The following is a 22,668-nucleotide window of genomic DNA, read 5'->3' as shown; positions in this document are numbered from 1 at the left end:
CTCAACAGCCTGGATGTAAAAGCGGATAAATATCAGGCAGGCATCAGCCTGCCCGGAAGATTACTTTTCCTGTGGGAAGATAAGGTTAAGCACGATAGCGGTGATACCGCCAGCAGCAATACCCGAGGAAAGCAGGGTTTTCAGCCAGTCCGGTGCGAACTGCAGAATCAATGGCTGCTGCGAAACGCCCAGACCTACCGCCAGTGACAGCGCGATAATCATAATGGCGCGACGGTTCAGCGGTTCGCGGGAAACGATGCGCACACCTGATGCGGCAATCGTACCAAACATCACAATGGTCGCGCCGCCCAGTACCGGTTCAGGGATGTGTTGCACAAAGCCGCTGACCGCCGGGAACAGACCAAGCACAATCAACATCAGTGCGACCACAAAGCCAACATAACGGCTGGCAACACCAGTCAGCTGAATCACGCCATTGTTCTGGCCGAAGCAGGAGTTTGGAAACGTATTGAACAATGCCGATACAAAAGAGTTGAGGCCATTCGCCAGTACGCCGCCTTTCAGACGCTTCATGTACAGCGGGCCGCTCACCGGCTGTTCAGAAACATCGGAGGTGGCGGTGATATCGCCGATGGTTTCCAGTGAGGTCACCATAAATACCAGCATCAACGGAATCAGCAGATTCCAGTCGAAACCGAGTCCGTAGTAAAGCGGAGACGGCACCGAAACCAGCGCCTGATTGGCTGGCGTGGTATTTTCCGGCAGCATACCCAGTGCCCACGCCAGCAGGTAGCCTACCGCCATGGCAATCACCAGTGAAGCGACTCGCAGATACGGATTACGCTGGCGATTCAACAGAATAATCACCAACAGCACCACGCCTGCCAGCAACAGGTTTTTTGGTGCGCCGAAGCTATGGTCGTTCATCGCCGCAAAGCCACCGCCGATAGAGGTTAACCCCACCTGAATCAGCGACAGGCCGATGATCATCACCACAATGCCCGATACCAGTGGCGTAATAATGCGACGCGCCAGATGCAGCACGCGCGACAGTACCATCTCGGTACAGGAGGCCACCATCAGGGTACCGAACAGCGCGGCCATCATGGTGGGCACATCGGCTCCGCCATTTTTCAGCGCCATGCCACCCATAATCAGCGGGGTAACAAAGTTAAAACTGGTGCCCTGAATCGACAGCAGGCCCGATCCGACCGGTCCCCAGGTTTTGATTTGCAGCACTGACGCCACGCCAGAGGCGAACAGCGACATGCTGATAATGTGCTGCGTATCCTGCGCGGGCAAACCCAGCGCCTGGCAAATCAGCAAGGCAGGGGTAATCACCGCGACAAACATCGCCAGCAGATGCTGACAGGCAGCAAACAGCGTTTGCGGCAACGGTGGGCGGTCTTCAAGACGATAAATCAGTTCACTTTTTGCCGCGGTTGCGACACTGGCAGGCTGGCGGGATTCAGCGGTATTGACGGACATGGTGGACGTTCTCAATCACAACAAAGGGGCGATTTTAAACTGATGCAGAATGAAAGCAAACGTTTGCAATGCCCCTTTTCACTTCCCGATCGTCAGAGGGTAAATACCGTGCGGCAGCGGCTGTCATCTTCACGCCATGCGTCGTGCACTTCACTCAACGGGCGCATCTGGAATGGAATGGAGAAATCGCTCTGCGCGGCTGCGGCCAGCAACTCGCCGATACAGGCCACCAGTTCTGAGTCGGACACGCTGCCAAGGCCGCTCCCCATCAGAGTCAGCCCTGATGAACGCAGTAATTTGCTATGCAGTGGGATCTCCTGGCCGCTCAACGAGCCAATCTGCACAAAACGCACCACCTTCTCACCACCGGCAACGGCCGCCTGCATGATATCAAGTGCGCTCTGTCCCCACAGATAATCCAGCACCACATCAATGCCCTCTGCCATCAGTGCTGGCAATGCTGCTGGTAATGAATCCAGCGTCAGGGTGATATCCGCTCCCTGGGCGCGCAGCTGTTCCAGCACTTCACGGTTGCGTCCGGTGGCGATGATTTTTCCGGCTCCCAAATGACGAGCAATACGCACCGCCAGCCCGCCTGAGGTTCCTGTCGCCCCGTTGATCAGCACCGTCTCGCCCTGAGCAAGCTGCGCCCGACGCGTTAAGGCTGCCCAGGAAGACATACCCGGGTTGGCGAGAGCTGCGGCCAGCACCGGATCCAGGGTCCCCGGTAGCGGGATGATACTTCCGGCTGGCACCTGCGTTCTTTCTGCCATGCTGCCCCAGGGGGCATTAAACGCGAGAAAATAGACCGGGTCACCATTGCTGAGGTAACCGGTACCATCAATACCGGTGATAAAGGGATACTGCATGGCTGAGCTGTAGTGAGTTCCTGCGGCACGCGATTTGGCCAGCTGGCTGATCGCGGCGGCTTTGACTGTCACCACAACCTGGTTTTCATCAGCCTGAGGTTCAGGAAAATCACCGTATACCGGCAGTTCACCCGCCGCAGAAACAATGGCTGCTTTCATGTTTTCACCTTCAGTTAATCGGAATATATGTGTATTATGCACACATTATATCTGCTTCGGGATGACGTCAATGGAAAGTGTGCAAAATACACATAATAGTGCAGCCTTCGATGATCTGCATAATGCGCTGCTGACAATTGTTGGCACCTTCAATCGCCCGCAACGCGATGAATTATTAATAAAAGAATCCAATATTCAGTTGGATAGGGCGTTGTTCCCGTTACTGGTTCAGATTGGTCGCTTCGGTCCGATTGGTGTGGTGGAACTGGCTGATCGGGTTGGCCGTGACTACACCACGGTAAGCCGTCAGGTGGCGAAGCTTGAGGAGATCGGACTGGCACAGCGGCAGAAAAGCGCAAAAGACAAGCGTGTGAATGAAGCGGCCATCACGGCAGCAGGGAAAGCGATGACCGATAAAATCGATGCGGCGCGTGCGAAAATTTACGGTGATGTGTTTCAGGCATGGCAGGACGATGAACGTGCTGAACTGGCGCGATTGTTGAGCAAGTTCGTTGCCGATTTCACCACGCTGGACCGTGGCAAAAATGCGGGTTAAGCGTTGCTGTAGCGCTCGGTTTCCGGCAGCCAGCGTTCAATCAGTGCCTGAGCCTGCTCAGGATAATGCTGGTGGATATGACGTGCTACGCGCTGAACTTCGGGGATCATGCTTTGATCGCGCAGTAAGTCGGCCACTTTAAATTCGGCATTACCGGTTTGCCGTGTGCCGAGCAGTTCGCCGGGGCCGCGAATCTCCAGGTCATGCTGGGCGATCACGAAACCATCGTTGCTGTCACGCAGCACCTGCAAACGCTTCTGTGCCGTTTTGCTAAGCGGTGCTTTGTACAGCAGCACGCAATGGGAGGCGACAGCACCACGCCCGACACGTCCGCGTAGCTGGTGCAGCTGTGCCAGACCGAGGCGTTCCGGGTTTTCGATAATCATCAGGCTGGCATTAGGGACATCCACCCCAACTTCAATCACCGTTGTGGCCACCAGCAACTGGATCTCATTGGCTTTGAACGCCTGCATCACGGCCTGCTTCTCAGCCGGTTTCATGCGGCCATGAACCAGACCAACCTGCAAGCCTGGCAGCGCGACTTTCAGCTCCTGCCAGGTGGCTTCAGCAGCCTGCGCTTCCAGCAGATCGGACTCTTCAATCAGCGTACAAACCCAATACGCCTGTCGGCCTTCATGGCAGGCGCTCTGAACGCGTTCGATGATCTCACTACGACGGCTGTCCGGAATGGCAACAGTGGTGACCGGCGTACGGCCTGGTGGCAGTTCGTCAATCGTTGACGTGTCGAGATCGGCATAGGCTGTCATTGCGAGGGTGCGCGGAATGGGGGTGGCGGTCATGATCAACTGGTGCGGATGAAAACCCTGCTCCTCGCCTTTTTCCCACAGCGCCAGACGCTGGTGGACGCCAAAGCGGTGCTGTTCATCAATGATCACCAACGCCATGCCGCTGAACTGGACCTGCTCCTGAAACAGCGCATGTGTACCAACCACCATGGCTACCTGGCCGCTGGCAATCGCCTCCTGCTGCGCCTGTCGCGCCTTGCCTTTTTGCTTGCCCGCCAGCCAGCCCACTTCAATACCCAGTGGCGCAAACCACTGGCGGAAGTTATTGGCGTGTTGCTCAGCCAGCAACTCGGTGGGTGCCATCAGCGCCACCTGCTTGCCATAAGCGATCACATTCAGCGCTGCCAGTGCTGCGACCAGGGTTTTACCCGATCCAACATCGCCCTGTACCAGACGCATCATCGGGAAGTCGTGGGCCAGATCGCGTTCAATTTCTGCCACCACCCTCTGCTGCGCACCGGTTGGGGAGAAGGGAAGCGCGGCAAGCAGCTTGTTCACCAGTTGATGATTGGCGGGTAGCGGCAGCGCGTGATGACGTTGCGCGCCAGCGCGCACCGCCAGCATGCTGAGGTTATGCGCCAGCAATTCTTCCAAAATCAGACGACGTTGTGCAGGATGACGCCCCGTTTCCAGCTCGCTCAGACGCAAATCCGGCGGTGGGCGATGTAGCGTGCGCAAGGCATCTGGCAGGCTGATGAGTCCACCGCTGAGTTCCGGCGGCAGTAACTCGGCAATGGGGCAGCTTTCCAGCAACGTTAACGCCTGGTCGGTCAGATTGCGCAGTGTCGCCTGGCGAATGCCTTCGGTGGTGGGATAAACCGGCGTCAGGGTTTCCTGCAATTCCACGCCGCTGTGTTCACCCTGGATGCGATATTCGGGATGGATAATTTCCGCGCCGCGCTGACCCCGTTTGATCTCACCATAAGCCGTGACGCGGCGGCCCGGTGCCAGGCTATTTTTCATCCCGGCGTTGAAATTGAAGAAGCGCATGGTCAGCACGCCGCTGCCATCACTGATTTGGCACACCAGCATACGACGACGGCCAAAGGTGATCTCGCTGTGCAGCACTTCACCTTCCACCGTGGCCCAGATGCCCGGCAGCAGGTCATTAATGCGGTAGAGTTGGGTACGATCTTCGTAACGCAGAGGCAGGTGTAGCAACAGATCCTGGATGGTAAACAGGCCAATTTTGGCCAGTTTCGCCGCCTGGCTGGCGCCGACGCCGGTCAGGGTACTGAGCGGGATGGCATCCAGCAGACGGCCTTTCATTTTTTACCCGTCGCTTGCATGGTCGCCCACCACTCTGCATCGGCTTCGACTTCGCCTGCATCGTTGATATGCGGATAGGGCAATCTTTTTTGCTTTGCCACGCGCGCCAACACCGGATAGCCACCTTCAAACAGCAAACGCTGCTGTTCCTCTTCATCCAGCAAACTATAAGTACGCTGGTACATCCCAGCATTTTGCCGTTGACGCTGTGCTTCATACAGAATCAACGCTGAAGCCACCGATACGTTTAGCGACTGCACCATGCCGACCATCGGGATAATGATGTCCTGATCGGCCAGCGCCAGGGCTTCTGTGGTGATACCGGTTTTTTCCTGACCCATCAGAATACAGGTAGGTAGCGTGTAATCGATCTCGCGAAAATCTACCGCTTTGGCGGACAGATTGGTCGCCAGCACCTGCATTTTTTGTTCTTTAAGATGAGATACCGCTTCGGCGATGTTGCGGTGAGTTTTCACCTTCACCCAGCTGTTGCTGCCTGCGGAAGCTGACACCATGGTACGCATACGCACGCTGGGCCAGACCGCATGCACTTCATGGATACCCACGGCATCGGCGGTACGGATCACCGCCGAGACGTTGTGTGGCTTATGCACCTGTTCCATGCAGACGGTGAGATCGTGCTGGCGCAGGGCCAGCATCTCGCGAATACGAGCAAAACGTTGAGCGTTCATGCACTAATTACGGTTTCGGTGAACTTTAATCACATCCGGCATTACGCGGATTTTACGCATAATGTTAGCCAGATGGACGCGATCCTGCGCGGTCAGGCGGATAAAGGCGCTATACACGCGACCGTCTCGTTCTTCGGTATTGAGGCTTTGAATGTTGGAACCGGCAGTGTTGATCGCCGCAGTCAGGTTAGCCAGCGCGCCTTGATGGTTGAACATATCCACCTTAATTTCGGCGACAAATTCCTGGTCGGTCACTTTATCCCATTCAACCGGCATGAATTTCTCCGGTTCTTTCTGGTAACCGCGAATATTACGGCAGGATTCGTGATGCACCACCAGTCCTTTACCCGGACTGACGTGTGCGACGATCGGATCGCCAGGAATCGGGCGGCAGCATTTCGCGAAGGTGATCAGCACGCCGTCAGCGCCTTTAATCGGCAGCTTCTTACGTTTACTGTTGCTGACCGGTTCGGCACCCGATTGCAGCAGATTTTTCGCCACAACGACGCTCATGGCGTTACCGAGGCCAATTTCCGCCAGCAAATCATCGAAGCTGGTCAGCTTCATACGCTCCAGTTCCTGCTGAATATTCTCCGCAGGAATTTCGGCCAGTTTGCGGCTGCCCCCCAGCGCGTGGCTGAGCAGGCGGCGACCCAGGTTGACTGAATCCTCACGCTTGAGGTTTTTCAGCAACTGACGAATCTTGGCACGGGCTTTGGAGCTGACGACAAAATTGAGCCAGGCCGCATTAGGGCGAGCGCCTGGCGCAGTAATGATTTCGACAGTTTGGCCGCTGGTCAGCGCTTGTGACAGCGGGTATGGCTGACGGTCAACACGTGCGCCGACGCAGGCATGGCCGATATCGGTATGCACGGCATAGGCAAAGTCGACCGGTGTCGCACCTGCCGGCAATTCGACAATGCGACCTTCGGGCGTAAATACATAGATCTCATCCGGGAAGAGATCCGATTTCACGCTTTCAATAAATTCGAAGGAGCTTCCCGCGCTCTGTTGCAGCTCCAGCAAGCTTTGCAGCCAGCGCTGAGCACGCACCTGCGCGGTGGTGCCACTTTCACCGGCCTGTTTATAGGCCCAGTGTGCAGCAACCCCCATTTCCGCCATCTGATCCATATCTTCCGTACGGATTTGTACCTCAACCGGCACGCCGTGCGGGCCAATCATTGAAGTATGTAACGATTGATAGCCGTTAGCCTTGGGGATTGCGATGTAATCTTTGACGCGTCCAGGACGCGGTTTGTACAGACTGTGCATCTGACCGAGCACGCGATAACAGGTATCTAAATCTTTCACGATAACGCGGAAGGCGTAAATATCCATGATCGAGTGAAATCGCTGCTCTTTTAGGTGCATTTTGCGGTAAATCGAATAGAGATGTTTCTCACGACCACTGACGCGACAGGGAATTCCCGCCTCCTGCAGACGGCCATCGATTTCAGAAAGGATCTTCTGAATCATCTCTTTACGGTTACCACGCGCCGCTTTAACCACCTCTTTGATGACCCGATAGCGGTTCGGGTGCAACGCTTCAAAACCCAACTCCTCCAGCTCAGTTTTCAGATGATGAATACCGAGACGGTGAGCCAGTGGGCTATAAATTTCGAGGGTTTCCCGGGCAATACGACGGCGTTTATCCGGTCGCAGTGCGCCGAGCGTGCGCATATTGTGGGTGCGGTCAGCCAGTTTGATCAGAATGACGCGGATATCCTGCACCATTGCCATGATCATTTTGCGGAAGTTTTCAGCCTGGGCTTCTTTCTTGTCGCGGAACTTCAGCTTATCGAGTTTTGATACGCCTTCCACCAGCTCGGCAACGCTTTTGCCAAACAGCTGTTCCATATCCTGGTAAGTGGCGGGGGTATCTTCGATAACATCGTGCAGTAATGCCGCCATCAGCGTTTCGTGGTCGAGTTTCATCTCGGCCAGAATGCAGGCAACGGCAACAGGATGGGTGATATAAGGCTCACCGCTGGAACGAGTTTGTCCCTCGTGAGCATCACGTGCGACAAGATAAGCTTGCCTGAGGCGCTTGATCTGCTCCTCGGGCAAGTATTTTTCAATCAGTTGATTGAGGCTTTCAAACAGATACAAGGTTGACCTGCAGAGTGCTGTTAACGACGACCTTCAGCGATAGCGGTAACGGCTTGTAACTCAGCGGCTTCCTGCTCTTGCTGTTCCTGACGATCACGGACATCCAGAATCTGGTTAGTGATCAGGCCTTCTTCGATTTCGCGCAGGGCGATAACGGTGGATTTATCGTTCTCTTCCGGAACAAGCGGATCTTTGCCGCCTACCTGCATCTGACGTGCACGACGTGCAGCGACCAACACCAGGTCAAAACGGTTACCAATTTTCTCTACTGCGTCCTGAACGGTTACGCGTGCCATAGGTGTGCTACTCCACAGATGAAGAAATGACTGGGCATAATACTGAAAGTGAATTCAGACTGCCAATAGTTTGCTGATTAAAGCATCATGTCGCGATTTCTGGCGACTCATACGCAGACGTTCTGCGCGAATAATGGTTTTCAGATCGGACAGCGCCAGATCGAAATCATCATTCACAATTAAATAATCGTATTCGGCATAGTGGCTCATTTCAGCCACGGCCTGTGCCATACGGCGGGCAATAACCTCTTCGCTATCCTGGCCGCGGCCACGCAGGCGGCGATCCAGTTCCTCAGTCGAGGGGGGCAACACAAAAATGCTGCGTGCAGCAGGCATTTTCTTGCGGATTTGCTGTGCACCCTGCCAGTCGATATCGAGAAACACGTCAACACCGGTTGCCAGCACTCGCTCAATGGCGGCGCGTGAGGTGCCGTAATAGTTGCCAAATACTTCCGCATGCTCAAGGAAGGCATCCTCGGCAATCATGGCTTCAAATTCCGGTTTCGATACGAAAAAGTAATGTTCACCATGAGCTTCACCGGGACGCACGCCACGGGTGGTATGGGAAACAGACACTTGCGTATCGTACAACGGCTGTGTCTTTAACAGCGCCTGAATCAGGCTGGATTTACCCGCACCGCTGGGGGCGGAAACAATATAGAGCGTGCCTTGAGCCATGGTTATCTTGAATTGAGTAAAGAGCGGAGTCGATTTCCTGCACAGTATACACGGCTTACGCCTGCCACGCAGCGTTTGCCGCTGCGTCTGGCGCATTTCTTTTTTTGTGAGACGGCACCAGGACTATTGTTCATCGCTGTAAGCGGATAAAAAAACGGCGGAATGTCACCTCCATAATTCGTTTTCAGCGCTGGCAGGCAAACGCGCCATGCTCTCCAATGGCGAAAAAAGGAGAGCAAAAATGAAAGGATACAGCGTCTGGCTGTTGTGGCTATTCAGCGCGGGATTGTCGGCTCAGGCGGTTTGCCCCGGCTGGTCGCCGGTGCGTGCCGGGCAGGAGATGTCCCGGTTACAAACCCAATTGCGCCACTGGGATGATGCGTATTACCGGCAGGGACAAAATCTGGTCAGTGATGCCGATTACGACAGTTTGCAGCAACGATTACAGAGCTGGCAGCACTGTTTCACATCCTCTCAGGACGCTTATGTTGCCCACCCCACAACGGATGGCAGTACGCAGCATCAGGTGGCGCACACCGGCTTACGCAAACTGCGTGACAAGCGAGCCGTTGTTGACTGGATGCAGGGTAAGTCCGATCTGTGGGTGCAACCGAAGGTTGATGGTGTGGCTATCACCCTGGTTTATCGGCAGGGACAGTTGGTATCGATGGTGAGCCGGGGAGATGGCTGGCGAGGTGAAGACTGGCATGAGAAGGCCACACAGATTCCGGCCATTCCTCAACACATCAACACAACGCAGGAGGAGGTGGTGCTGCAGGGGGAATTGTTCCTGCAAATGAACGATCATCAACAGGCGCGTGACGGTGGCAGGAATGCCCGTGCGCAGGTTGCGGGCGCGATGATGCGTCGCGAAACAAGCCCGCTACTGGCTCAGCTGGATGTTTTTGTCTGGGCCTGGCCGGATGGCCCGGCAACCATGGAGGAACGGCTGACGCAATTATCGCGCTGGGGATTTGGTCTGTCGCAGCGCTGGAGCGAACCTGTCCATGATGAGGACGATGTCGAAAGCTGGCGTGATCGCTGGTTTCACGGGGCGTTGCCGTTCGTGACGGATGGTATTGTGATCCACCAGTCACCTGGCCGCAGGGGGCGAGACTGGCAACCTGGGATGGGGGACTGGTCTGCGGCGTGGAAGTATCAACCCGCAGAGGTCAGCAGTGAAGTCCGCTCCGTGGAGTTCAATGTCGGACGTACCGGGAAAATCGCGGTAGTGCTAAACCTTATCCCGGTACAGCTGGATGATAAAACCGTACGCCGGGTCAATCTCGGGTCGCTGCGACGCTGGCGTGAGCTGGATGTGATTGCAGGAGATCAGGTCACACTGACTCTCGCCGGGTTGGGTATTCCACGTATCGAACGGGTGATATGGCGCGTGGCGCAGCGTGAGTATCCGCCAGCGCCGCAAAGTGGGGAGTTTAACGAACTTACATGTCTGACATTCAATACATCCTGCCGTGCGCAATTCCTTTCGCGTCTGAGCTGGCTCGGCGAGAAATCTGTATTGAATATTCATGGTGTACATCGCAGCAGCTGGCAACGTCTGATGGACAGCGGAACTATCACGCATCTGTTTTCCTGGCTGGAACTCACGCCAGAACAAATCTCGCAGGTGGCGGGGATTTCAGCGGCACGCGCACAGCAAATCTGGCACCGCTTTAATCTGACGCGACATCAACCTCTGCGCAGATGGGTGATTGCATTGGGTTTACCGATACCCCGTGCGGCATTGCAGGCCATGCCCGACAGTCAGTGGCAGCAGTTACAGGCGCGAACGGCTGAGAGCTGGCAACAATTACCAGGTATAGGCAGCACTCTGGCACAGCGGCTGGTGGCGATGCTGCAGGATCAACACCTGCAGCAACTCATTACTTTCCTGCAGCAACAGGACATCCCCGCAGGTGCGTCAATGATCGGGGTGGGGGTAGTTGAAAATGGGCAAGCCGAGACGGAAACGCAGCGCCAGCAGGCGAGCGATAAAACCAAACAGCAGGGTGATGATCACCACCACCTCATTCGCCAGTGAGGTTTTCAGCAGCAGGATATAGAGCCAACCAGAAGCGAACGCGATACCGGCATACAGCTCTTTCTGGAACACCAGCGGAATGCGGTTGCAGAACATATCGCGCAGTACGCCGCCAAATACTCCGGTAATCACCGCGCTGATGGCGGCAATTACCGCGGCATGGCCGCCGTCCAGCGCCACCTGAGCACCAATGATGGAAAAGACTACCAGGCCCAGGGCATCCAGTACCAGAAAAGCTTTACGCAGGTGATTCATCAGCGGGGCCACCACCGTCGTCACCACGGCAGCAGCGGCCACAATCATGATGTATTCGGGATGCTTGACCCAACCCAGCGGATAATGGCCGAGCAGGATATCGCGTACTGAACCGCCACCGATGGCTGTGACGGAGGCGATAATTATGACACCAAACAGGTCCATTTTTCGCCTGCCCGCCGCCAGCGCGCCGGTCATCGCTTCGGCGGTGATACCAATAATGTAGAGAACGGTTAACAGCATAGAGCACTCCAGATGATTGGCGGCAAGGCTAAAGATTTCCCAGAGTGTAGACCACTGAGATTTTCTAAAACAGCCTCATCGGATTAGCTTATTTGATAATGGTAGCGTGATTGGGCTTATTTTTTGCGGTTAGATGAGTGGTGGTTTCATATTCGCATTATAAAAAATGATGCGAGTTTCGAACTCTGAAGCAGGGGGAATGGTGATTGTCGGCCTTTGCCTGAGTGGTTATGAGGAAAAGTGGTGGCAGAGAGAAAAGAAAAAAGCGTGCTGGCTAGCAGCACGCGAACGCATCTTCTCAGATGCCCAGAGCCCACCATACAGACTTGTTTTTATTATCCGTTTCTTGCTCGCACATCGGCGAAGCTTTTCAGGCTAAAACGGTACTCTGGCTGAAACCAGGAGCGGCCGTAGTAGCAGTAGACCAGCATGCGGATTGAAACCATCGCGAGGTAGCCCCAGATGGCGCACAGCACAGAGGGTGTCAGCCAGACGGTGAACAGCGTCACGCCCAAACCCACCAGCACCGATGATGTTTCCGTAAACGCAATCCGTGTGAATTGTTTTTCCCGTTGTAATATGGCGCGATAATGTTGCCCCTGGGGAATAATGATAAAAATTACCGAGATCATTTCCAGCATAACTGCCAACTCTGGTTGGTTCATCATGCGGCTAAAAATATCACTACCAATAAACAGTACGGCGAAAATTAACAATCCGAATAATACATTGCCCCAATATAATACGGAGAGATCGCTTTCGCTTAAATTCTGGTTTCTGATGGCTGAGTTACCAAATCCACGATCGGATAACGTATCAATAACCAATAAACAAGCGATAGCGATCGCAAGTAAATTTAATTCATTTGCCTGTAGTATTTGTGCCAGAAGGGACAGTTGTAATACACCAATACCGACAATTTTAATTGATGACAATATTGACCACTTGGTTGGGCCGGTCAGGCTTCTTTCTCGTATCGTCATAATCTGCTCGTTATGGTACATGTACCAGTGCAAATTGAGGGTCGCCCGGGCAGCAAGGCCAGAGCACAGATTTCATCAATGCAGCGAATCCTGGCGCAATCCTGAAATGCCTTTCAGCGATTGCCATGTAATGATGCATTCAATTAAATGATGTTCTGAACTTAAAAAGATGCCCCTGGTGTGTAATTGTTTTTGTGTCAGGGCAGTATCGCCTCCGGTCAGGAGGAAATCCGCCAGATCACAATAAAATCCTTTTTCATTATTATATTCTCCAACCAGAATCCGTCTGGCTATCTCAACGAATTCTTTTTCTGACAATAAAGGATAGGTTGAGCGGTCCATGTTATTACCCTGCTGTTGTTATTATTAAGTGCTGCTGTGTGTAAGGGAGTTATACCGTGTTTTATTTAAATTAACACCATAAGAAAACTCCTATAAATGAGACTCAGGAATAAATGGTTTCAGACTTTGCATCAGTATATATAAGCGCAGCGATGTATTATTTATTAGTCTTTTTTGTCATTGCTCTGACCGACTAAAAGCATCAATTTGCTCTGCTCAAAAAAACGATGAAAAATCAGCGAGGCTGGGCCAGGTCGCTGGCTTCCACACCAGGAATTTTCCTGGTATGGAACCGTTAGCCAGACTGGTGATTAGCAGGGAAGGCAGCCATAAAAAGTACGGAACTATTAAACGCTTTGCTGTAAAAAAATTGTTTAATCGTGCCGATTACGACCAACTTAAACCTAAGTGGGTGATCGTTTATAATTTATTGATTCTAATGGGTTAATAAGTGAAGTAGGTTACCCAGATCACGTTTAACCCAGGTCACATCCTGTGCAAACTTCTCATCAGACATCAGTGGCTGGCGATAAACCACCATCACCACCTCGGCACCCTGTTCATTAGCAATCACCCGCATAGGCATATAGATCTCTTTACCGATGCCGGTATCAATCCAGTGATCCATCACGCCAAAGGGGTTATACGGTGTAAAACGAATCTTCACCGTGCCTTCCGGTCCTTTGGCTTTCCAGACATTCCCTTCCTGCGTTAGCGTGCTGCTACTTAGCCCGCTCGCCCATTTTGCGAAAAACTCAGGTTTCCAGATGGTTTCATATAAATCTAACCAGTTACGTGGAATGGTCAGAGTCACAGTCTGAGATGGCAGCATGGGACCTCCTGTTGAGCGAACAAAGAGGCATTAAAGCATGTGAAAACCGGGCTGGAAACGGCCCGGTTCTGGAAGTGTGGTGCAGAAGGTGTTTCCGGAAAAAGCGCAGCGGTTAAATGAACTTGCCGCGTCCTTCTATATTCAGCACTTCAGCCTGGCCGTCAGCATGGCGCAACACAAAGCGGTCGGACTGCGCAACCACGGCGCAGCTATGGTTGGGGAAGATGCGTAATAGCGTGCCGGGTGACGGAGCCTGTTGGCCGAATTGCAGGAATCCATGTTCCTCCGACAGTTTCACCACCTCAAACTGGTTACCCTGTTCATCAACCGCGATACCGAAGCCGCTGGCATTGGTGCCATGCGGGCCTTTATCTGAACTGAGCATCTTGGACCCGGCATCAATAATGGCGTAATGCGGGTTTACCGCCACAACACGGGTGACCACGCTTAATGCCAGTGCATCCGGTGAACACAACCCTAAACGCCATGCCGTCAGATCGAGCAGCGCATAGTTTCCCGGACGGATTTCAGCCGTCCCTGGCGCCACCGGGGCTGCCAGAGCCGTAGGTGTAGAGCCGACGGAGACAGGACAGGGAGCAAACCCCGCAGCAATCAGACGTTGCTGAACATCACGCATCAGCGCGATTTCCTCCAGGGCGACCTCACCGATGGCAGCCGGATGACCGGCACCGTAGGCGTGGCCAGCGTGGGAAACCAGTCCGGCGAACGGCAGATGCGCATCGGTGATGGCTGCGGCCAGTGTCAGAGCGGCATCACTATGAGGATCAACCCCCACGCGATGCAATCCAACATCCACTTTGATGGCGATAGCCAGATCAGCAGACGGCTGCTGCTGGTGCGCCGCAGCAATTGCCGCCACGCCACTCAGGCTATCGGCAATGCAGATAATCCGTGCCTGATTCTCCGCCGCGACCTGCAGCAACTCTGTCAGGGTCTCGGCGTACACAATCGGGTAGGCCAGCAGCAGGTCACGCTCTCCGCCTAAAATAAAAGCCACCCCTTCGCTCGGTTTGGAAACCGTAATACCGCGAGCGCCAAGAGCGCGTTGTTGCCGGGCGATCCAGACACTTTTATGGGTTTTGATATGAGGCCGTAGCGCAACACCAGCCGCCTCGGCTTTTTGTTGCATCTGCTGGAGATTCTTTAGCAGTCGCGCTGCATCAATTTCCAGAAAGGGGGTAAGTCTGTCAGCAATAAGAGGCCGCAACCAGCCAGCCTCAGCATCGTGTTCCATCATGATTGTCCGCAGGTTAATCCACTGAGCGGACCATCATTCATCATCGCGCGGCAGAATGCCAGTCATGCGCTTAACTGTGTGGTGCAGTCTCGCTGTTCTGGAACCCGCCACCCAGCTCTTCTATCAACACCACCGCCAGATTGATCTGCTGAGCTTTCAGCGCAGCCAGCTTCTGGTCAGATTCGATTAACTGATTCTGAATGGTCAGCACGTCAAGATAAGGACGCAGGCCCGCCGCATATTCACGATTCAGGTCGTCCCAGGAACTGTGAATCAGCTGATCGGCGCTTTCCTGCTGGGCCAACTGGTCCTGAATGGACTGCAACTGGGTGATGGTATCGCTGACATTACCCAGTGAGCTGATCAACAACTTGTTGTACTGCGCGACAGCCAGATCCCAGTTGGCGTTGCTTTCAGCTAAATCAGCGCGGCGTTTACCGGCATCGAAAATCGGCAGTGACAGGCTGGGTCCGACATTAAAGAAGCGACTCGGTGCACCGAACAAGGCATCGCCCAGCAGCGAACGTGTCCCGGCTTCCGCCACCAGGTTGATGTTGGGATAGAACTCGGTTTTGGTCGCGGCAATGTCTTTCGCCGATGCTTCTACACGCCAGCGTGCAGCCACCACATCCGGGCGTCGGCCCAGCAAATCCGCGGGAATGCTACCCGGCAACAGGGCCGCAGTCGGGACATTCAGTTTAGCTGGTTTCAGGTTATGCCAGTAATCCGGACCTTTGCCGATCAGGATGGAAAGCTGTATGCCCGCATCAGTCACGTTCTGCTGCGCTTCAGTCAGGGTTGCTTCGGCGGTTTTTTGCTGTGACAGCGCCTGCTTGTATTGATAGTCCGACGTCAGTCCGGCAGCAACATATTGCCGCTGGATTTTAGCAATGCCGTTGGCACGATCGGCGGCCTGTTTTGCCAGGTCGGCATTGGTCCAGGCCAGATTGAGGTTGTTCCAGGCGCGCGTTACGTTAGCGGCCAGAGTTAGCTGACTGGCCTGACGATCCAGCTCGCTGGCGCGAGCCTGACCAAGTGCAGCTTCAGCGGCATCTTTCTTCCCGCCCCATAAATCAAAGGTGTAGCTCAGGCCAACATTGGCAGTGCGCAGTGTGCTATAGCTTTTGCCCTGCAGCAGTGGGTCGTCCACTTTTGCGATGCGTGAACGGGTGATACCGGCATTGAGGTCAACATCCGGATAACGTTCTGCGTTGGCGGCAATAACCTGCGCATTGGCTTTATCAGCCTGGGCGTTTACCACCTGCAAGTCCGGGCTGGAGGCCATCGCATCACCAATCAGGTGATTAAGCTGAGGATCGCCAAAGCTCTGCCACCACTGCGTTTTCGGCCAGTTGGCAGCGCTAAGATGCGCATTTTTCAATGTGTCTTGTGCCTGTAAGCTATTGGCATCAAGCATGTGGTTGCTGGTATGTAAGCCATGAGGATTAGCACAACCTGCCAGCAGCGCGCTGGCAACAGCAATTGCGAGCATTGCTCGCCGCGGTGAAGAAAAAAACAGAGTCATATGTTTGGTCAGGAAGAGGAAATGGTGACCATTACAAAAGGCTGTGCAAAATTTGACAAACCTGTTTTTCGTTAAGAATGGTTGTTAAATGTTTTTGGCAGGTAAATCAGCAGGCCGCAGCCTGCTGCATTCGATCAGACGTAGAGCGATGCTTCACCCGGTGGGCGGGTTTTGAAACGGCGATGCAGCCAGAGATATTGCTCCGGCGCACGCAGAATTTCGCGCTCGATCACTTTATTCATGTAGGCAGCGGCGGCGGACTCATCGTCATGCGGATAGTTTTCCAGTTCCGGCTGGATGATCAGCTGGTAGCCATTTTTCTGCGGATTACGAATCAGCACGATAGTTAGCATCGCCGGACGAGCCAAGCGCGACAGCACAAAGGTACCGTTAGTGGTGGCGGCTTTCTCTACAGCGAACAGAGGAGCAAACACGCTCCCCTTCGGACCGTAATCCTGATCCGGTGCGAACCATACCGCTTCGCCTTGTTTCAGCGCCTGCACCATGCCGCGCAGATCGCGACGATCAATCATGGCTTTATTAGAACGCATGCGGCCTTTGGTTTGCGCCCATTCCATTGCCTGATTGTTGTGTTTGCGGTACATCGCCATCATTGGCTGACACAACCCGGTGATGCGACCTCCCAGCTCCAGCGACATGAAATGCACGCCAATAACCATCACGCCACGTTTATGGTTCTGTGCCGTATGCAGGTTAGCCATGCCACTGACCTGGAACAACTGACGCACCCGGCGGTCGGACCAAAACCAGGCAATGCCGGTTTCCGCCAGCGCCATGCCCAGCGAGGCAAAGTTGCCCGCAATCATCAGCTCTTTTTCTTCTTCGCTGATGCGTGGGAAGCACAATTCAATGTTGCGACGGGTAATGCGCTCGCGGCGTTTCAGGAAGCGTCGTGACAGCTTGCCCGCGGTAGCGCCAAGACGAATCAGTATCGGATAAGGAAGCTGCACCAGCAGCCACAACACACCCAGCCCAAACCAGGTAAACCAGTAGCGTGGGTGGAGGAGTTTAGAGCAGAATTGCCCGGTTTTTTTCATAGCGCCTTCATGTGATAAGTGAATGTATCGCACAAAGAAGCAGGTCCATGAGTTCCCAAGGGCGGTACAGCAGTCTTACTTTTGACCGGAAGATTAGCAAATAGTGCCCCCAAAGAAACCTAAAGTCTGCAATCCAGATGATTGATCGGATTCATAGAACAGGGGATTTTCACGAATAATTCAGGTGAGGATATAAAAATTTATCTTAATTTACAGTGTATTATGCTTTATTCGGGTGATTCTTAGCGTAAGCGAAGCGGAGAAAAAATGTACCATAAGGACATGGATGGGTACGTATCTTTACGTATTATTTACGTTGCGCGATGAAAAAAAATCGACTAGCGAATAGAAACACGGCTGATTTCGCACAAAGGCCAGACAAAGCGTGGGGCGATGAGCACAGAAATGCGCGTTAGTGGATGGTATTCTTGAGTCCGGTCTACTATGAGGGATTATAGGAAATGAAAAAGGGTATGTTGATAGCTATGCTGCTGGTGCTTTCAGGCACGGGCCAGGCGGCGGAGAAAGTATTTACCGGGCCTGACTGTTCGAGGGATACGGATGCAAGAATAGTGGGCGGTATTACTGATAGCCTTAATGAAAAATCCGGAACATCGTTGACACTAAATAAATATTTTAAAGAACTTATTGGTAAGGGTGTCACCAGAAAAATCATCCGTCTCTCATCCGAAAAAATAAGTAAAGAAGAAGCTGAACGATTGATGTATCGACGGGCGAAAAGAGACGGTTTCTCATCAACTGATATTGAAAAAAGCGGCATGAAGGTTCAGTACCTGAAGATGGATTTATACAGACAATATTATCTTATTGAATCCAGTAAAGGGTTTAAGGCAATCGCTGAATATTACTCAGCGGTGGCCAAGGGTAATTGGCCTGAAGATGATAAAGAAGCTCAAGCCTGTGGGGTGGATTTGGAAAAAATATATGTAATTTCTGATACCATTGAAGGTCATACATATGACTTTTCTTCCCGATAAAGAATAAAAGGGGCGATGCCCCTTTTATTTGCTAAAGGTGTAGTATTTTTTTGATTCTGCGTAATGCCTGTTCCCGATGCTCCTTGCCATTATGACCACCGTTTACCCTATACGTTATAGTGTCAAAGTCATCCAGGTCAGCATAACTGTTTAACCCCTTCGAATCCCAAAATTCACAAGCGGTTCTGACTGCCAGTGAATAATCACTGGCAACCCTCTCAGGATATTCAACCAGATTTTCATCTAATTTTCGGCTTAATTTCTGGTAATTATCGCGTCCGGTCAGATGTAGTAACCCTCTGCCGATATACTTCGGACCATCGCCGGGATAGTGGTTGCCCACCCGCTGTCCGGCTCGTGTATCAGGTTCATATTCTTTACCGCCGCGTGCGGGGTACTCCGTCATAGCGGTAAAGTCAGCTGTTTCTACGCAGGATTGCGCCAAAAAATGCGCTACACGAAGTTTTGTTGTGATGCTATAAGCTGGAAACCAGCAGTTCATCGCCGGAGCAAGTCCCTGAATATTGGCGTTCTGGGCGTCCCGCTTTTGCAGGTTGCTCCTGTAGGGCTGAGCGATTCTGTGAAGCAATTCCGGGGTAATCTGGATGTTCATGTGCGTGAATCTCCTTTTCAGATCTCGCGGTTTTCCTTGATGTTCCAGCCCGTAGAGGTCTGCGGGCCTTTCCCGCCGTTGGCAGCCTGCTCCCAATAGGCATAATTGATTTTTGCTGCCTGAAAGCCGTAGCGCATAGCTATACCGTCTGGTCCCTGACTGCCGCTGAAATTAATATCGGTCATCAGCACATCCTCCAGCGTGATCAGGCAATATTCCATCTGCGTTCCACCTGCTTTACAGCTGACGACTTCCACTTTGCTGATATGTTTGCCACTGGCGCAATATTTCAATAGCGGAGGTGTGGCGCGATCAATGTAGGCCACCACGCTGAGATCTTTAAAACTCACTTTTCCAGTCCCTCCGCCTCCTCCGGTATGCATATTGCCAGGTTGGGATGCTCCCCAGGTAAAATACAGAATATCGGTCCAGCCCTGATGATCTGCATCCTGAGATTCGCCGCTGATACCATCGACGCGCATAAATAAGCTTGATGCCATGCTTAAACTCCTTTTTATTAATAAACGCGTTGAGACTAAATATGATGGACAGGTGAATATAAAAGTCACCTTCGGCCTGTGATGGTATTTCAGGTGTCAGACTCCAGCAAGGGTTATGAGATTGCTGATTTCCTTGATATTTGTCTGAATATGATGTGCGGTAAAATATTCGATTACTATCTGCGGAGCCTTGTTTCTGTGTTGTCAGGGTTTTTTCGTTAATTTTAATAATTAATTTTATTTTTTTTGGTTCATGAGTTTGTCATGAATTTATCAGTCGGGTATCACTTCTGGTTGAATGAAACATATGTCTGGTGTTGATTTTTTATTTTTCCTGGCAGGTAAGGTTACTCGTTTCATTTAAAATAAAAAACCCACTAAAAAGTGGGTTTGAGTTATCAATACTCTGTAATTTCTTATTCGATATTCTGAATCTGCTCACGCATCTGTTCGATCAACACTTTCAGCTCAATCGCGGACGCCGTGATATCAGCGTTAATTGATTTTGATGCCAGCGTATTCGATTCGCGGTTGAACTCCTGCATCATAAAATCGAGGCGACGGCCGACCGCTTCCTTCTTCTTCAGGATGTTGAACGTTTCTTTTACGTGTGCATCGAGGCGATCCAGTTCTTCAGCCACATCAATGCGCTGTGCCATCATCACCAGTTCCTGCTCCAGACGATTGTTTTCCAGCTGGACTTCGGCTTCTTCCAATTTGGTGACCAGACGCTCGCGCTGCCACTTCAGTACTTCCGGCATTTGCGTCCGCACTTTGCTAACTTCATGGCTTACGCCATCAAGACGTTGTTCGATCAACGTTTTCAGCGCAGCGCCTTCTGTTTCACGTGCGGTGATAAAGTCATCCAGCGCACCGTCCAGTGCCGCCAGCAGTTCAGCGTTGATGGCGTCGAGATCCTGCTCTTTGGCGGACATCACGCCCGGCCAGCGCAGGATATCCAGCGGATTGATTGCACCTTCATCACTCTGCAATTTGACCCAGTTAGCCGCCTGAACCAGCTGTTTTGCCAGCGATTCGTTCAGAATCAGTTCGCCTTGTGAACCTGGATCAGCATCGAAACGCAGGTTGCACTCGATCTTGCCGCGCGTCAGCCGATTGCGGATGCGCTCGCGAATCACTGGCTCCAGGCTACGGAACTGCTCCGGCAGGCGGATGTAGGTTTCAAGGTAGCGCTGGTTAACGGAACGTAGCTCCCAGGCGGCGCTGCCCCAGTGGCCTTTGGCTTCGCGACGTGCATAAGCGGTCATACTACGGATCATAAGCGATACTCGTGTGAAGAAAATTTAGTGAATTATAGCGAGGTACGCTTTGGCATGACAGGTAAAAGCCTGCAATACAGGCGCTAAGCACTGGCCTTTTCGTACCAGAGACCTATGATAGCGACGGGCATTCAGTTCAGGGAAATCTGTATGGCAACAAAATTTATCACATCTTTTGCATTGGCATTGCTGCTGGCAGGCTGCCAGACGCATCCCACCACAATAACGCAATCGGCACCGACCAGTACGCCAATGCCGGTTTGTGCCGGTGGTGACATGATGATGCAGACCACATTGTGGTTCGGCATGAGTAAGCCACAGGGGGGGACGGTGAGTGAGCAGGAGTGGCAACACTTTGTCGATAGTGATGTGACGCCGCGTTTCAAAGATGGGCTCTCAGTCTATAACGCGAAAGGGCAGTGGCTGGGGGAGAATGGCAAGCTGGCGCGTGAAAACAGCAAAGCGCTGATGCTGATTCATACGCCAGATCGCGCCAGCTCAGACAACATCAACGCATTGCGCGATATCTACAAAAAACGCTTCAGTCAGGAATCGGTGATGCGTGTTGATGGCCTGGTTTGCGTTGGCTTCTAAGAAAATGGCGACTCAGGGTCGCCATTATTTATCAGATAAACAATCCGGCAAAGGCCGCCGAAAGCAAACTGACCAGCGTTGAACCGTATACCAGTTTCCAGCCAAACCGCGATACAACATTACCCTGCGCTTCGTTCAGCCCTTTAATCGCACCGGCAACGATGCCGATTGAGGCGAAGTTGGCGAACGACACCAGGAACACCGACAAAATCCCCAGACCGCGTGGCGTCATCTCTGCAGCTACTTTCTTCAACTCGACCATAGCCACAAATTCATTCGCCACCAATTTGGTCGCCATGATGCTGGCTGCCTGCAAGGCATCGGCCGATGGAATGCCGATCAACCAGGCAAACGGATAAAACACATAACCGAGTAACTGCTGGAAGCTGTAGCCAAATACGACGGCGAACAGCGCGTTCACGGCAGCAATCAGGGCAATAAAGCCAATCAGCATCGCCAGAATAATCATCGCCACTTTGAAACCGGCGAGAATGTATTCGCCCAACATTTCAAAAAAGCTCTGATCTTCATGCAGCTTATCCAGCGCGATATGTTCTTCGTCCTGTGCTCGCATCGGATTGATGATCGACAGGATAATAAAAGTGCTGAACATATTCAGCAGCAGCGCGGCAACCACATATTTCGCTTCAATCATCGTCATATACGCGCCAACGATGGAGAGCGACACGGTAGACATTGCCGTTGCTGCCATGGTGTAGAGGCGGGGTGCGGAAATATCACCCAGGATGCCTTTATAGGCGATGAAGTTTTCTGACTGACCAAGAATCAATGTGCTGACGGCATTGAAAGATTCCAGCTTGCCCATGCCGTTGACCTTCGACAGCAGGGTGCCCACCAGGCGAATTAGCAGCGGCAGAATGCGCCAGTGTTGCAGAATGCCGATCAGCGCAGAAATAAACACAATCGGGCAAAGTACGCCGAGGAAAATAAATGCGAGGCCCTGTTTGCTCATGCCACCAAACACGAAATCGCTGCCCTGTGCGGCGAACGTCAGCAGGGTTTCGAAGAAGCCACCGACGGAGCTAACCACCGCCAGGCCACTGGCGGAGTGCAGGAAAAACCAGCCCAGCGCTGCTTCCACCAGCAGCAATTGAATAATAAAACGCGGACGAATTTGTTTGCGGTCATGACTGACCAGCAGCGCGAGGGCAAAGATCACCACCAGCGCCAGCAGGAAATGGAGTATCGCTGTCATCATTTATCTTTTTTTAAGAGGGAAAGCGCGCATTTAGCCACAGT

The 22,668-nt window shown here is 52.8% G+C and carries 23 protein-coding genes; 5 read left to right on the top strand and 18 right to left on the bottom strand.

The window, feature by feature from the left end:
• Positions 1 to 60 precede the first annotated feature (60 nt).
• Positions 61 to 1,449 (bottom strand): NCS2 family protein, encoded by a 1,389-nt coding sequence (locus tag PW844_RS05210; RefSeq protein WP_299449124.1) that lies wholly within the window; start codon positions 1,447 to 1,449, stop codon positions 61 to 63.
• A 92-nt stretch (positions 1,450 to 1,541) separates the two neighbouring features.
• Complete coding sequence (locus tag PW844_RS05205; protein ID WP_299449122.1) at positions 1,542 to 2,477, bottom strand: zinc-binding alcohol dehydrogenase family protein; 936 nt, start codon at positions 2,475 to 2,477, stop codon at positions 1,542 to 1,544.
• 70 nt (positions 2,478 to 2,547) lie between these two features.
• Between PW844_RS05205 and PW844_RS05200 the strand changes: the two genes are divergently transcribed.
• Positions 2,548 to 3,033 carry a MarR family transcriptional regulator gene (locus PW844_RS05200; RefSeq protein WP_299449120.1) on the top strand — a complete coding sequence of 162 codons (486 nt, stop codon included), beginning with the start codon at positions 2,548 to 2,550 and terminating at the stop codon, positions 3,031 to 3,033.
• Here the strand turns inward: PW844_RS05200 and recG are convergent.
• The 5 genes from recG to gmk are packed head-to-tail and all read right to left on the bottom strand — an operon-like array spanning position 3,030 to position 8,883.
• Positions 3,030 to 5,108 (bottom strand): ATP-dependent DNA helicase RecG, encoded by a 2,079-nt coding sequence (gene recG / locus PW844_RS05195; protein WP_299449118.1) that lies wholly within the window; start codon positions 5,106 to 5,108, stop codon positions 3,030 to 3,032. The genes PW844_RS05200 and recG overlap by 4 nt on opposite strands.
• Positions 5,105 to 5,800 (bottom strand): tRNA (guanosine(18)-2'-O)-methyltransferase TrmH, encoded by a 696-nt coding sequence (gene trmH / locus PW844_RS05190; protein WP_299449116.1) that lies wholly within the window; start codon positions 5,798 to 5,800, stop codon positions 5,105 to 5,107. Before trmH ends, recG begins: the two co-directional genes overlap by 4 nt.
• Positions 5,801 to 5,803: 3 nt before the next feature.
• A complete protein-coding gene (gene spoT, locus PW844_RS05185; RefSeq protein WP_299449114.1) occupies positions 5,804 to 7,909 on the bottom strand; it encodes a bifunctional GTP diphosphokinase/guanosine-3',5'-bis pyrophosphate 3'-pyrophosphohydrolase in 2,106 nt (701 codons plus the stop codon).
• A gap of 20 nt (positions 7,910 to 7,929) precedes the next feature.
• Entirely contained in the window at positions 7,930 to 8,205 is a 276-nt protein-coding gene (gene rpoZ, locus PW844_RS05180; protein ID WP_016191359.1) for a DNA-directed RNA polymerase subunit omega, read from the bottom strand.
• Positions 8,206 to 8,259: 54 nt separating this feature from the next.
• A complete protein-coding gene (gene gmk, locus PW844_RS05175) occupies positions 8,260 to 8,883 on the bottom strand; it encodes a guanylate kinase (protein ID WP_084878013.1) in 624 nt (207 codons plus the stop codon).
• A 241-nt stretch (positions 8,884 to 9,124) separates the two neighbouring features.
• On the opposite strand from gmk, the gene ligB reads away from it, so the two are divergent.
• The gene (ligB, locus tag PW844_RS05170; protein ID WP_299449107.1) at positions 9,125 to 10,927 is read left to right on the top strand and encodes an NAD-dependent DNA ligase LigB; all 1,803 of its coding nucleotides are present in this window, start codon (positions 9,125 to 9,127) and stop codon (positions 10,925 to 10,927) included.
• Here ligB and PW844_RS05165 read toward each other — a convergent pair.
• From PW844_RS05165 to PW844_RS05155, 3 genes are all read right to left on the bottom strand, one after another.
• Complete coding sequence (locus PW844_RS05165) at positions 10,808 to 11,425, bottom strand: trimeric intracellular cation channel family protein (RefSeq protein WP_208716941.1); 618 nt, start codon at positions 11,423 to 11,425, stop codon at positions 10,808 to 10,810. The two genes, ligB and PW844_RS05165, sit on opposite strands and share 120 nt — an antisense overlap.
• Positions 11,426 to 11,760: 335 nt before the next feature.
• Positions 11,761 to 12,408: an oligosaccharide flippase family protein gene (locus PW844_RS05160; protein ID WP_299449104.1), complete on the bottom strand. Its 648-nt coding sequence runs from the start codon at positions 12,406 to 12,408 to the stop codon at positions 11,761 to 11,763.
• A gap of 75 nt (positions 12,409 to 12,483) precedes the next feature.
• Positions 12,484 to 12,750 (bottom strand): hypothetical protein, encoded by a 267-nt coding sequence (locus PW844_RS05155; RefSeq protein WP_299449102.1) that lies wholly within the window; start codon positions 12,748 to 12,750, stop codon positions 12,484 to 12,486.
• Between the two features lie 286 nt (positions 12,751 to 13,036).
• Here PW844_RS05155 and PW844_RS05150 point away from each other — a divergent pair, with 286 nt between their 5' ends.
• Positions 13,037 to 13,198, top strand: coding sequence for a hypothetical protein (locus tag PW844_RS05150; RefSeq protein WP_299449100.1), 162 nt, complete (start codon positions 13,037 to 13,039; stop codon positions 13,196 to 13,198).
• On the opposite strand, the gene PW844_RS05145 is transcribed toward PW844_RS05150, so the two are convergent.
• The 4 genes from PW844_RS05145 to lpxP form a co-directional block, all read right to left on the bottom strand.
• Positions 13,187 to 13,582, bottom strand: coding sequence for a polyketide cyclase (locus PW844_RS05145; RefSeq protein ID WP_299449098.1), 396 nt, complete (start codon positions 13,580 to 13,582; stop codon positions 13,187 to 13,189). The genes PW844_RS05150 and PW844_RS05145 overlap by 12 nt on opposite strands.
• 112 nt (positions 13,583 to 13,694) lie before the next feature.
• Positions 13,695 to 14,837, bottom strand: a complete 1,143-nt coding sequence (locus tag PW844_RS05140; RefSeq protein WP_299449155.1) for an alanine racemase — start codon at positions 14,835 to 14,837, stop codon at positions 13,695 to 13,697.
• Positions 14,838 to 14,910: 73 nt separating this feature from the next.
• The gene (locus PW844_RS05135) at positions 14,911 to 16,332 is read right to left on the bottom strand and encodes an efflux transporter outer membrane subunit (RefSeq protein WP_299449095.1); all 1,422 of its coding nucleotides are present in this window, start codon (positions 16,330 to 16,332) and stop codon (positions 14,911 to 14,913) included.
• 167 nt (positions 16,333 to 16,499) lie between these two features.
• A complete protein-coding gene (gene lpxP, locus PW844_RS05130; RefSeq protein WP_299449093.1) occupies positions 16,500 to 17,423 on the bottom strand; it encodes a kdo(2)-lipid IV(A) palmitoleoyltransferase in 924 nt (307 codons plus the stop codon).
• A 461-nt stretch (positions 17,424 to 17,884) separates the two neighbouring features.
• On the opposite strand from lpxP, the gene PW844_RS05125 reads away from it, so the two are divergent.
• Positions 17,885 to 18,421: a hypothetical protein gene (locus PW844_RS05125; protein ID WP_299449091.1), complete on the top strand. Its 537-nt coding sequence runs from the start codon at positions 17,885 to 17,887 to the stop codon at positions 18,419 to 18,421.
• A gap of 31 nt (positions 18,422 to 18,452) precedes the next feature.
• Here PW844_RS05125 and PW844_RS05120 read toward each other — a convergent pair whose 3' ends face one another.
• The 3 genes from PW844_RS05120 to PW844_RS05110 all read right to left on the bottom strand — a co-directional run bounded on the left by PW844_RS05120 (position 18,453) and on the right by PW844_RS05110 (position 20,814).
• Complete coding sequence (locus tag PW844_RS05120) at positions 18,453 to 19,034, bottom strand: glycoside hydrolase family 19 protein (protein WP_299449088.1); 582 nt, start codon at positions 19,032 to 19,034, stop codon at positions 18,453 to 18,455.
• A gap of 17 nt (positions 19,035 to 19,051) precedes the next feature.
• Positions 19,052 to 19,534 (bottom strand): type VI secretion system tube protein Hcp, encoded by a 483-nt coding sequence (locus PW844_RS05115; RefSeq protein WP_299449085.1) that lies wholly within the window; start codon positions 19,532 to 19,534, stop codon positions 19,052 to 19,054.
• A gap of 416 nt (positions 19,535 to 19,950) precedes the next feature.
• Positions 19,951 to 20,814 carry a YicC/YloC family endoribonuclease gene (locus PW844_RS05110; RefSeq protein WP_299449083.1) on the bottom strand — a complete coding sequence of 288 codons (864 nt, stop codon included), beginning with the start codon at positions 20,812 to 20,814 and terminating at the stop codon, positions 19,951 to 19,953.
• A 150-nt stretch (positions 20,815 to 20,964) separates the two neighbouring features.
• Between PW844_RS05110 and PW844_RS05105 the strand changes: the two genes are divergently transcribed.
• Positions 20,965 to 21,408 (top strand): DUF3574 domain-containing protein, encoded by a 444-nt coding sequence (locus PW844_RS05105; protein WP_299449081.1) that lies wholly within the window; start codon positions 20,965 to 20,967, stop codon positions 21,406 to 21,408.
• Positions 21,409 to 21,439: 31 nt separating this feature from the next.
• Here PW844_RS05105 and PW844_RS05100 read toward each other — a convergent pair whose 3' ends face one another.
• Positions 21,440 to 22,624 carry a nucleoside transporter C-terminal domain-containing protein gene (locus tag PW844_RS05100; protein WP_299449153.1) on the bottom strand — a complete coding sequence of 395 codons (1,185 nt, stop codon included), beginning with the start codon at positions 22,622 to 22,624 and terminating at the stop codon, positions 21,440 to 21,442.
• Positions 22,625 to 22,668: the final 44 nt, after the last annotated feature.

The organism is Pantoea sp., assembly GCF_028283705.1.
Lineage (GTDB): Bacteria > Pseudomonadota > Gammaproteobacteria > Enterobacterales > Enterobacteriaceae > Pantoea.
This window is presented reverse-complemented; position numbering and strand designations above follow the sequence as displayed.

What these genes read in the sequence shown, in the direction of transcription:
- PW844_RS05155 (WP_299449102.1), bottom strand. Translation starts at nt 12,750, where the DNA reads ATGGACCGCTCAACCTATCCTTTATTGTCAGAAAAAGAATTCGTTGAG.
- PW844_RS05160 (WP_299449104.1), bottom strand. Translation starts at nt 12,408, where the DNA reads ATGACGATACGAGAAAGAAGCCTGACCGGCCCAACCAAGTGGTCAATA.
- PW844_RS05200 (WP_299449120.1), top strand. Translation starts at nt 2,548, where the DNA reads ATGGAAAGTGTGCAAAATACACATAATAGTGCAGCCTTCGATGATCTG.
- PW844_RS05115 (WP_299449085.1), bottom strand. Translation starts at nt 19,534, where the DNA reads ATGGCATCAAGCTTATTTATGCGCGTCGATGGTATCAGCGGCGAATCT.
- PW844_RS05120 (WP_299449088.1), bottom strand. Translation starts at nt 19,034, where the DNA reads ATGAACATCCAGATTACCCCGGAATTGCTTCACAGAATCGCTCAGCCC.
- rpoZ (WP_016191359.1), bottom strand. Translation starts at nt 8,205, where the DNA reads ATGGCACGCGTAACCGTTCAGGACGCAGTAGAGAAAATTGGTAACCGT.
- PW844_RS05150 (WP_299449100.1), top strand. Translation starts at nt 13,037, where the DNA reads ATGGAACCGTTAGCCAGACTGGTGATTAGCAGGGAAGGCAGCCATAAA.
- gmk (WP_084878013.1), bottom strand. Translation starts at nt 8,883, where the DNA reads ATGGCTCAAGGCACGCTCTATATTGTTTCCGCCCCCAGCGGTGCGGGT.
- recG (WP_299449118.1), bottom strand. Translation starts at nt 5,108, where the DNA reads ATGAAAGGCCGTCTGCTGGATGCCATCCCGCTCAGTACCCTGACCGGC.
- lpxP (WP_299449093.1), bottom strand. Translation starts at nt 17,423, where the DNA reads ATGAAAAAAACCGGGCAATTCTGCTCTAAACTCCTCCACCCACGCTAC.
- PW844_RS05140 (WP_299449155.1), bottom strand. Translation starts at nt 14,837, where the DNA reads ATGGAACACGATGCTGAGGCTGGCTGGTTGCGGCCTCTTATTGCTGAC.
- ligB (WP_299449107.1), top strand. Translation starts at nt 9,125, where the DNA reads ATGAAAGGATACAGCGTCTGGCTGTTGTGGCTATTCAGCGCGGGATTG.
- PW844_RS05210 (WP_299449124.1), bottom strand. Translation starts at nt 1,449, where the DNA reads ATGTCCGTCAATACCGCTGAATCCCGCCAGCCTGCCAGTGTCGCAACC.
- trmH (WP_299449116.1), bottom strand. Translation starts at nt 5,800, where the DNA reads ATGAACGCTCAACGTTTTGCTCGTATTCGCGAGATGCTGGCCCTGCGC.
- PW844_RS05105 (WP_299449081.1), top strand. Translation starts at nt 20,965, where the DNA reads ATGGCAACAAAATTTATCACATCTTTTGCATTGGCATTGCTGCTGGCA.
- PW844_RS05125 (WP_299449091.1), top strand. Translation starts at nt 17,885, where the DNA reads ATGAAAAAGGGTATGTTGATAGCTATGCTGCTGGTGCTTTCAGGCACG.
- PW844_RS05165 (WP_208716941.1), bottom strand. Translation starts at nt 11,425, where the DNA reads ATGCTGTTAACCGTTCTCTACATTATTGGTATCACCGCCGAAGCGATG.
- PW844_RS05205 (WP_299449122.1), bottom strand. Translation starts at nt 2,477, where the DNA reads ATGAAAGCAGCCATTGTTTCTGCGGCGGGTGAACTGCCGGTATACGGT.
- PW844_RS05145 (WP_299449098.1), bottom strand. Translation starts at nt 13,582, where the DNA reads ATGCTGCCATCTCAGACTGTGACTCTGACCATTCCACGTAACTGGTTA.
- PW844_RS05100 (WP_299449153.1), bottom strand. Translation starts at nt 22,624, where the DNA reads ATGACAGCGATACTCCATTTCCTGCTGGCGCTGGTGGTGATCTTTGCC.
- PW844_RS05135 (WP_299449095.1), bottom strand. Translation starts at nt 16,332, where the DNA reads ATGCTCGCAATTGCTGTTGCCAGCGCGCTGCTGGCAGGTTGTGCTAAT.
- PW844_RS05110 (WP_299449083.1), bottom strand. Translation starts at nt 20,814, where the DNA reads ATGATCCGTAGTATGACCGCTTATGCACGTCGCGAAGCCAAAGGCCAC.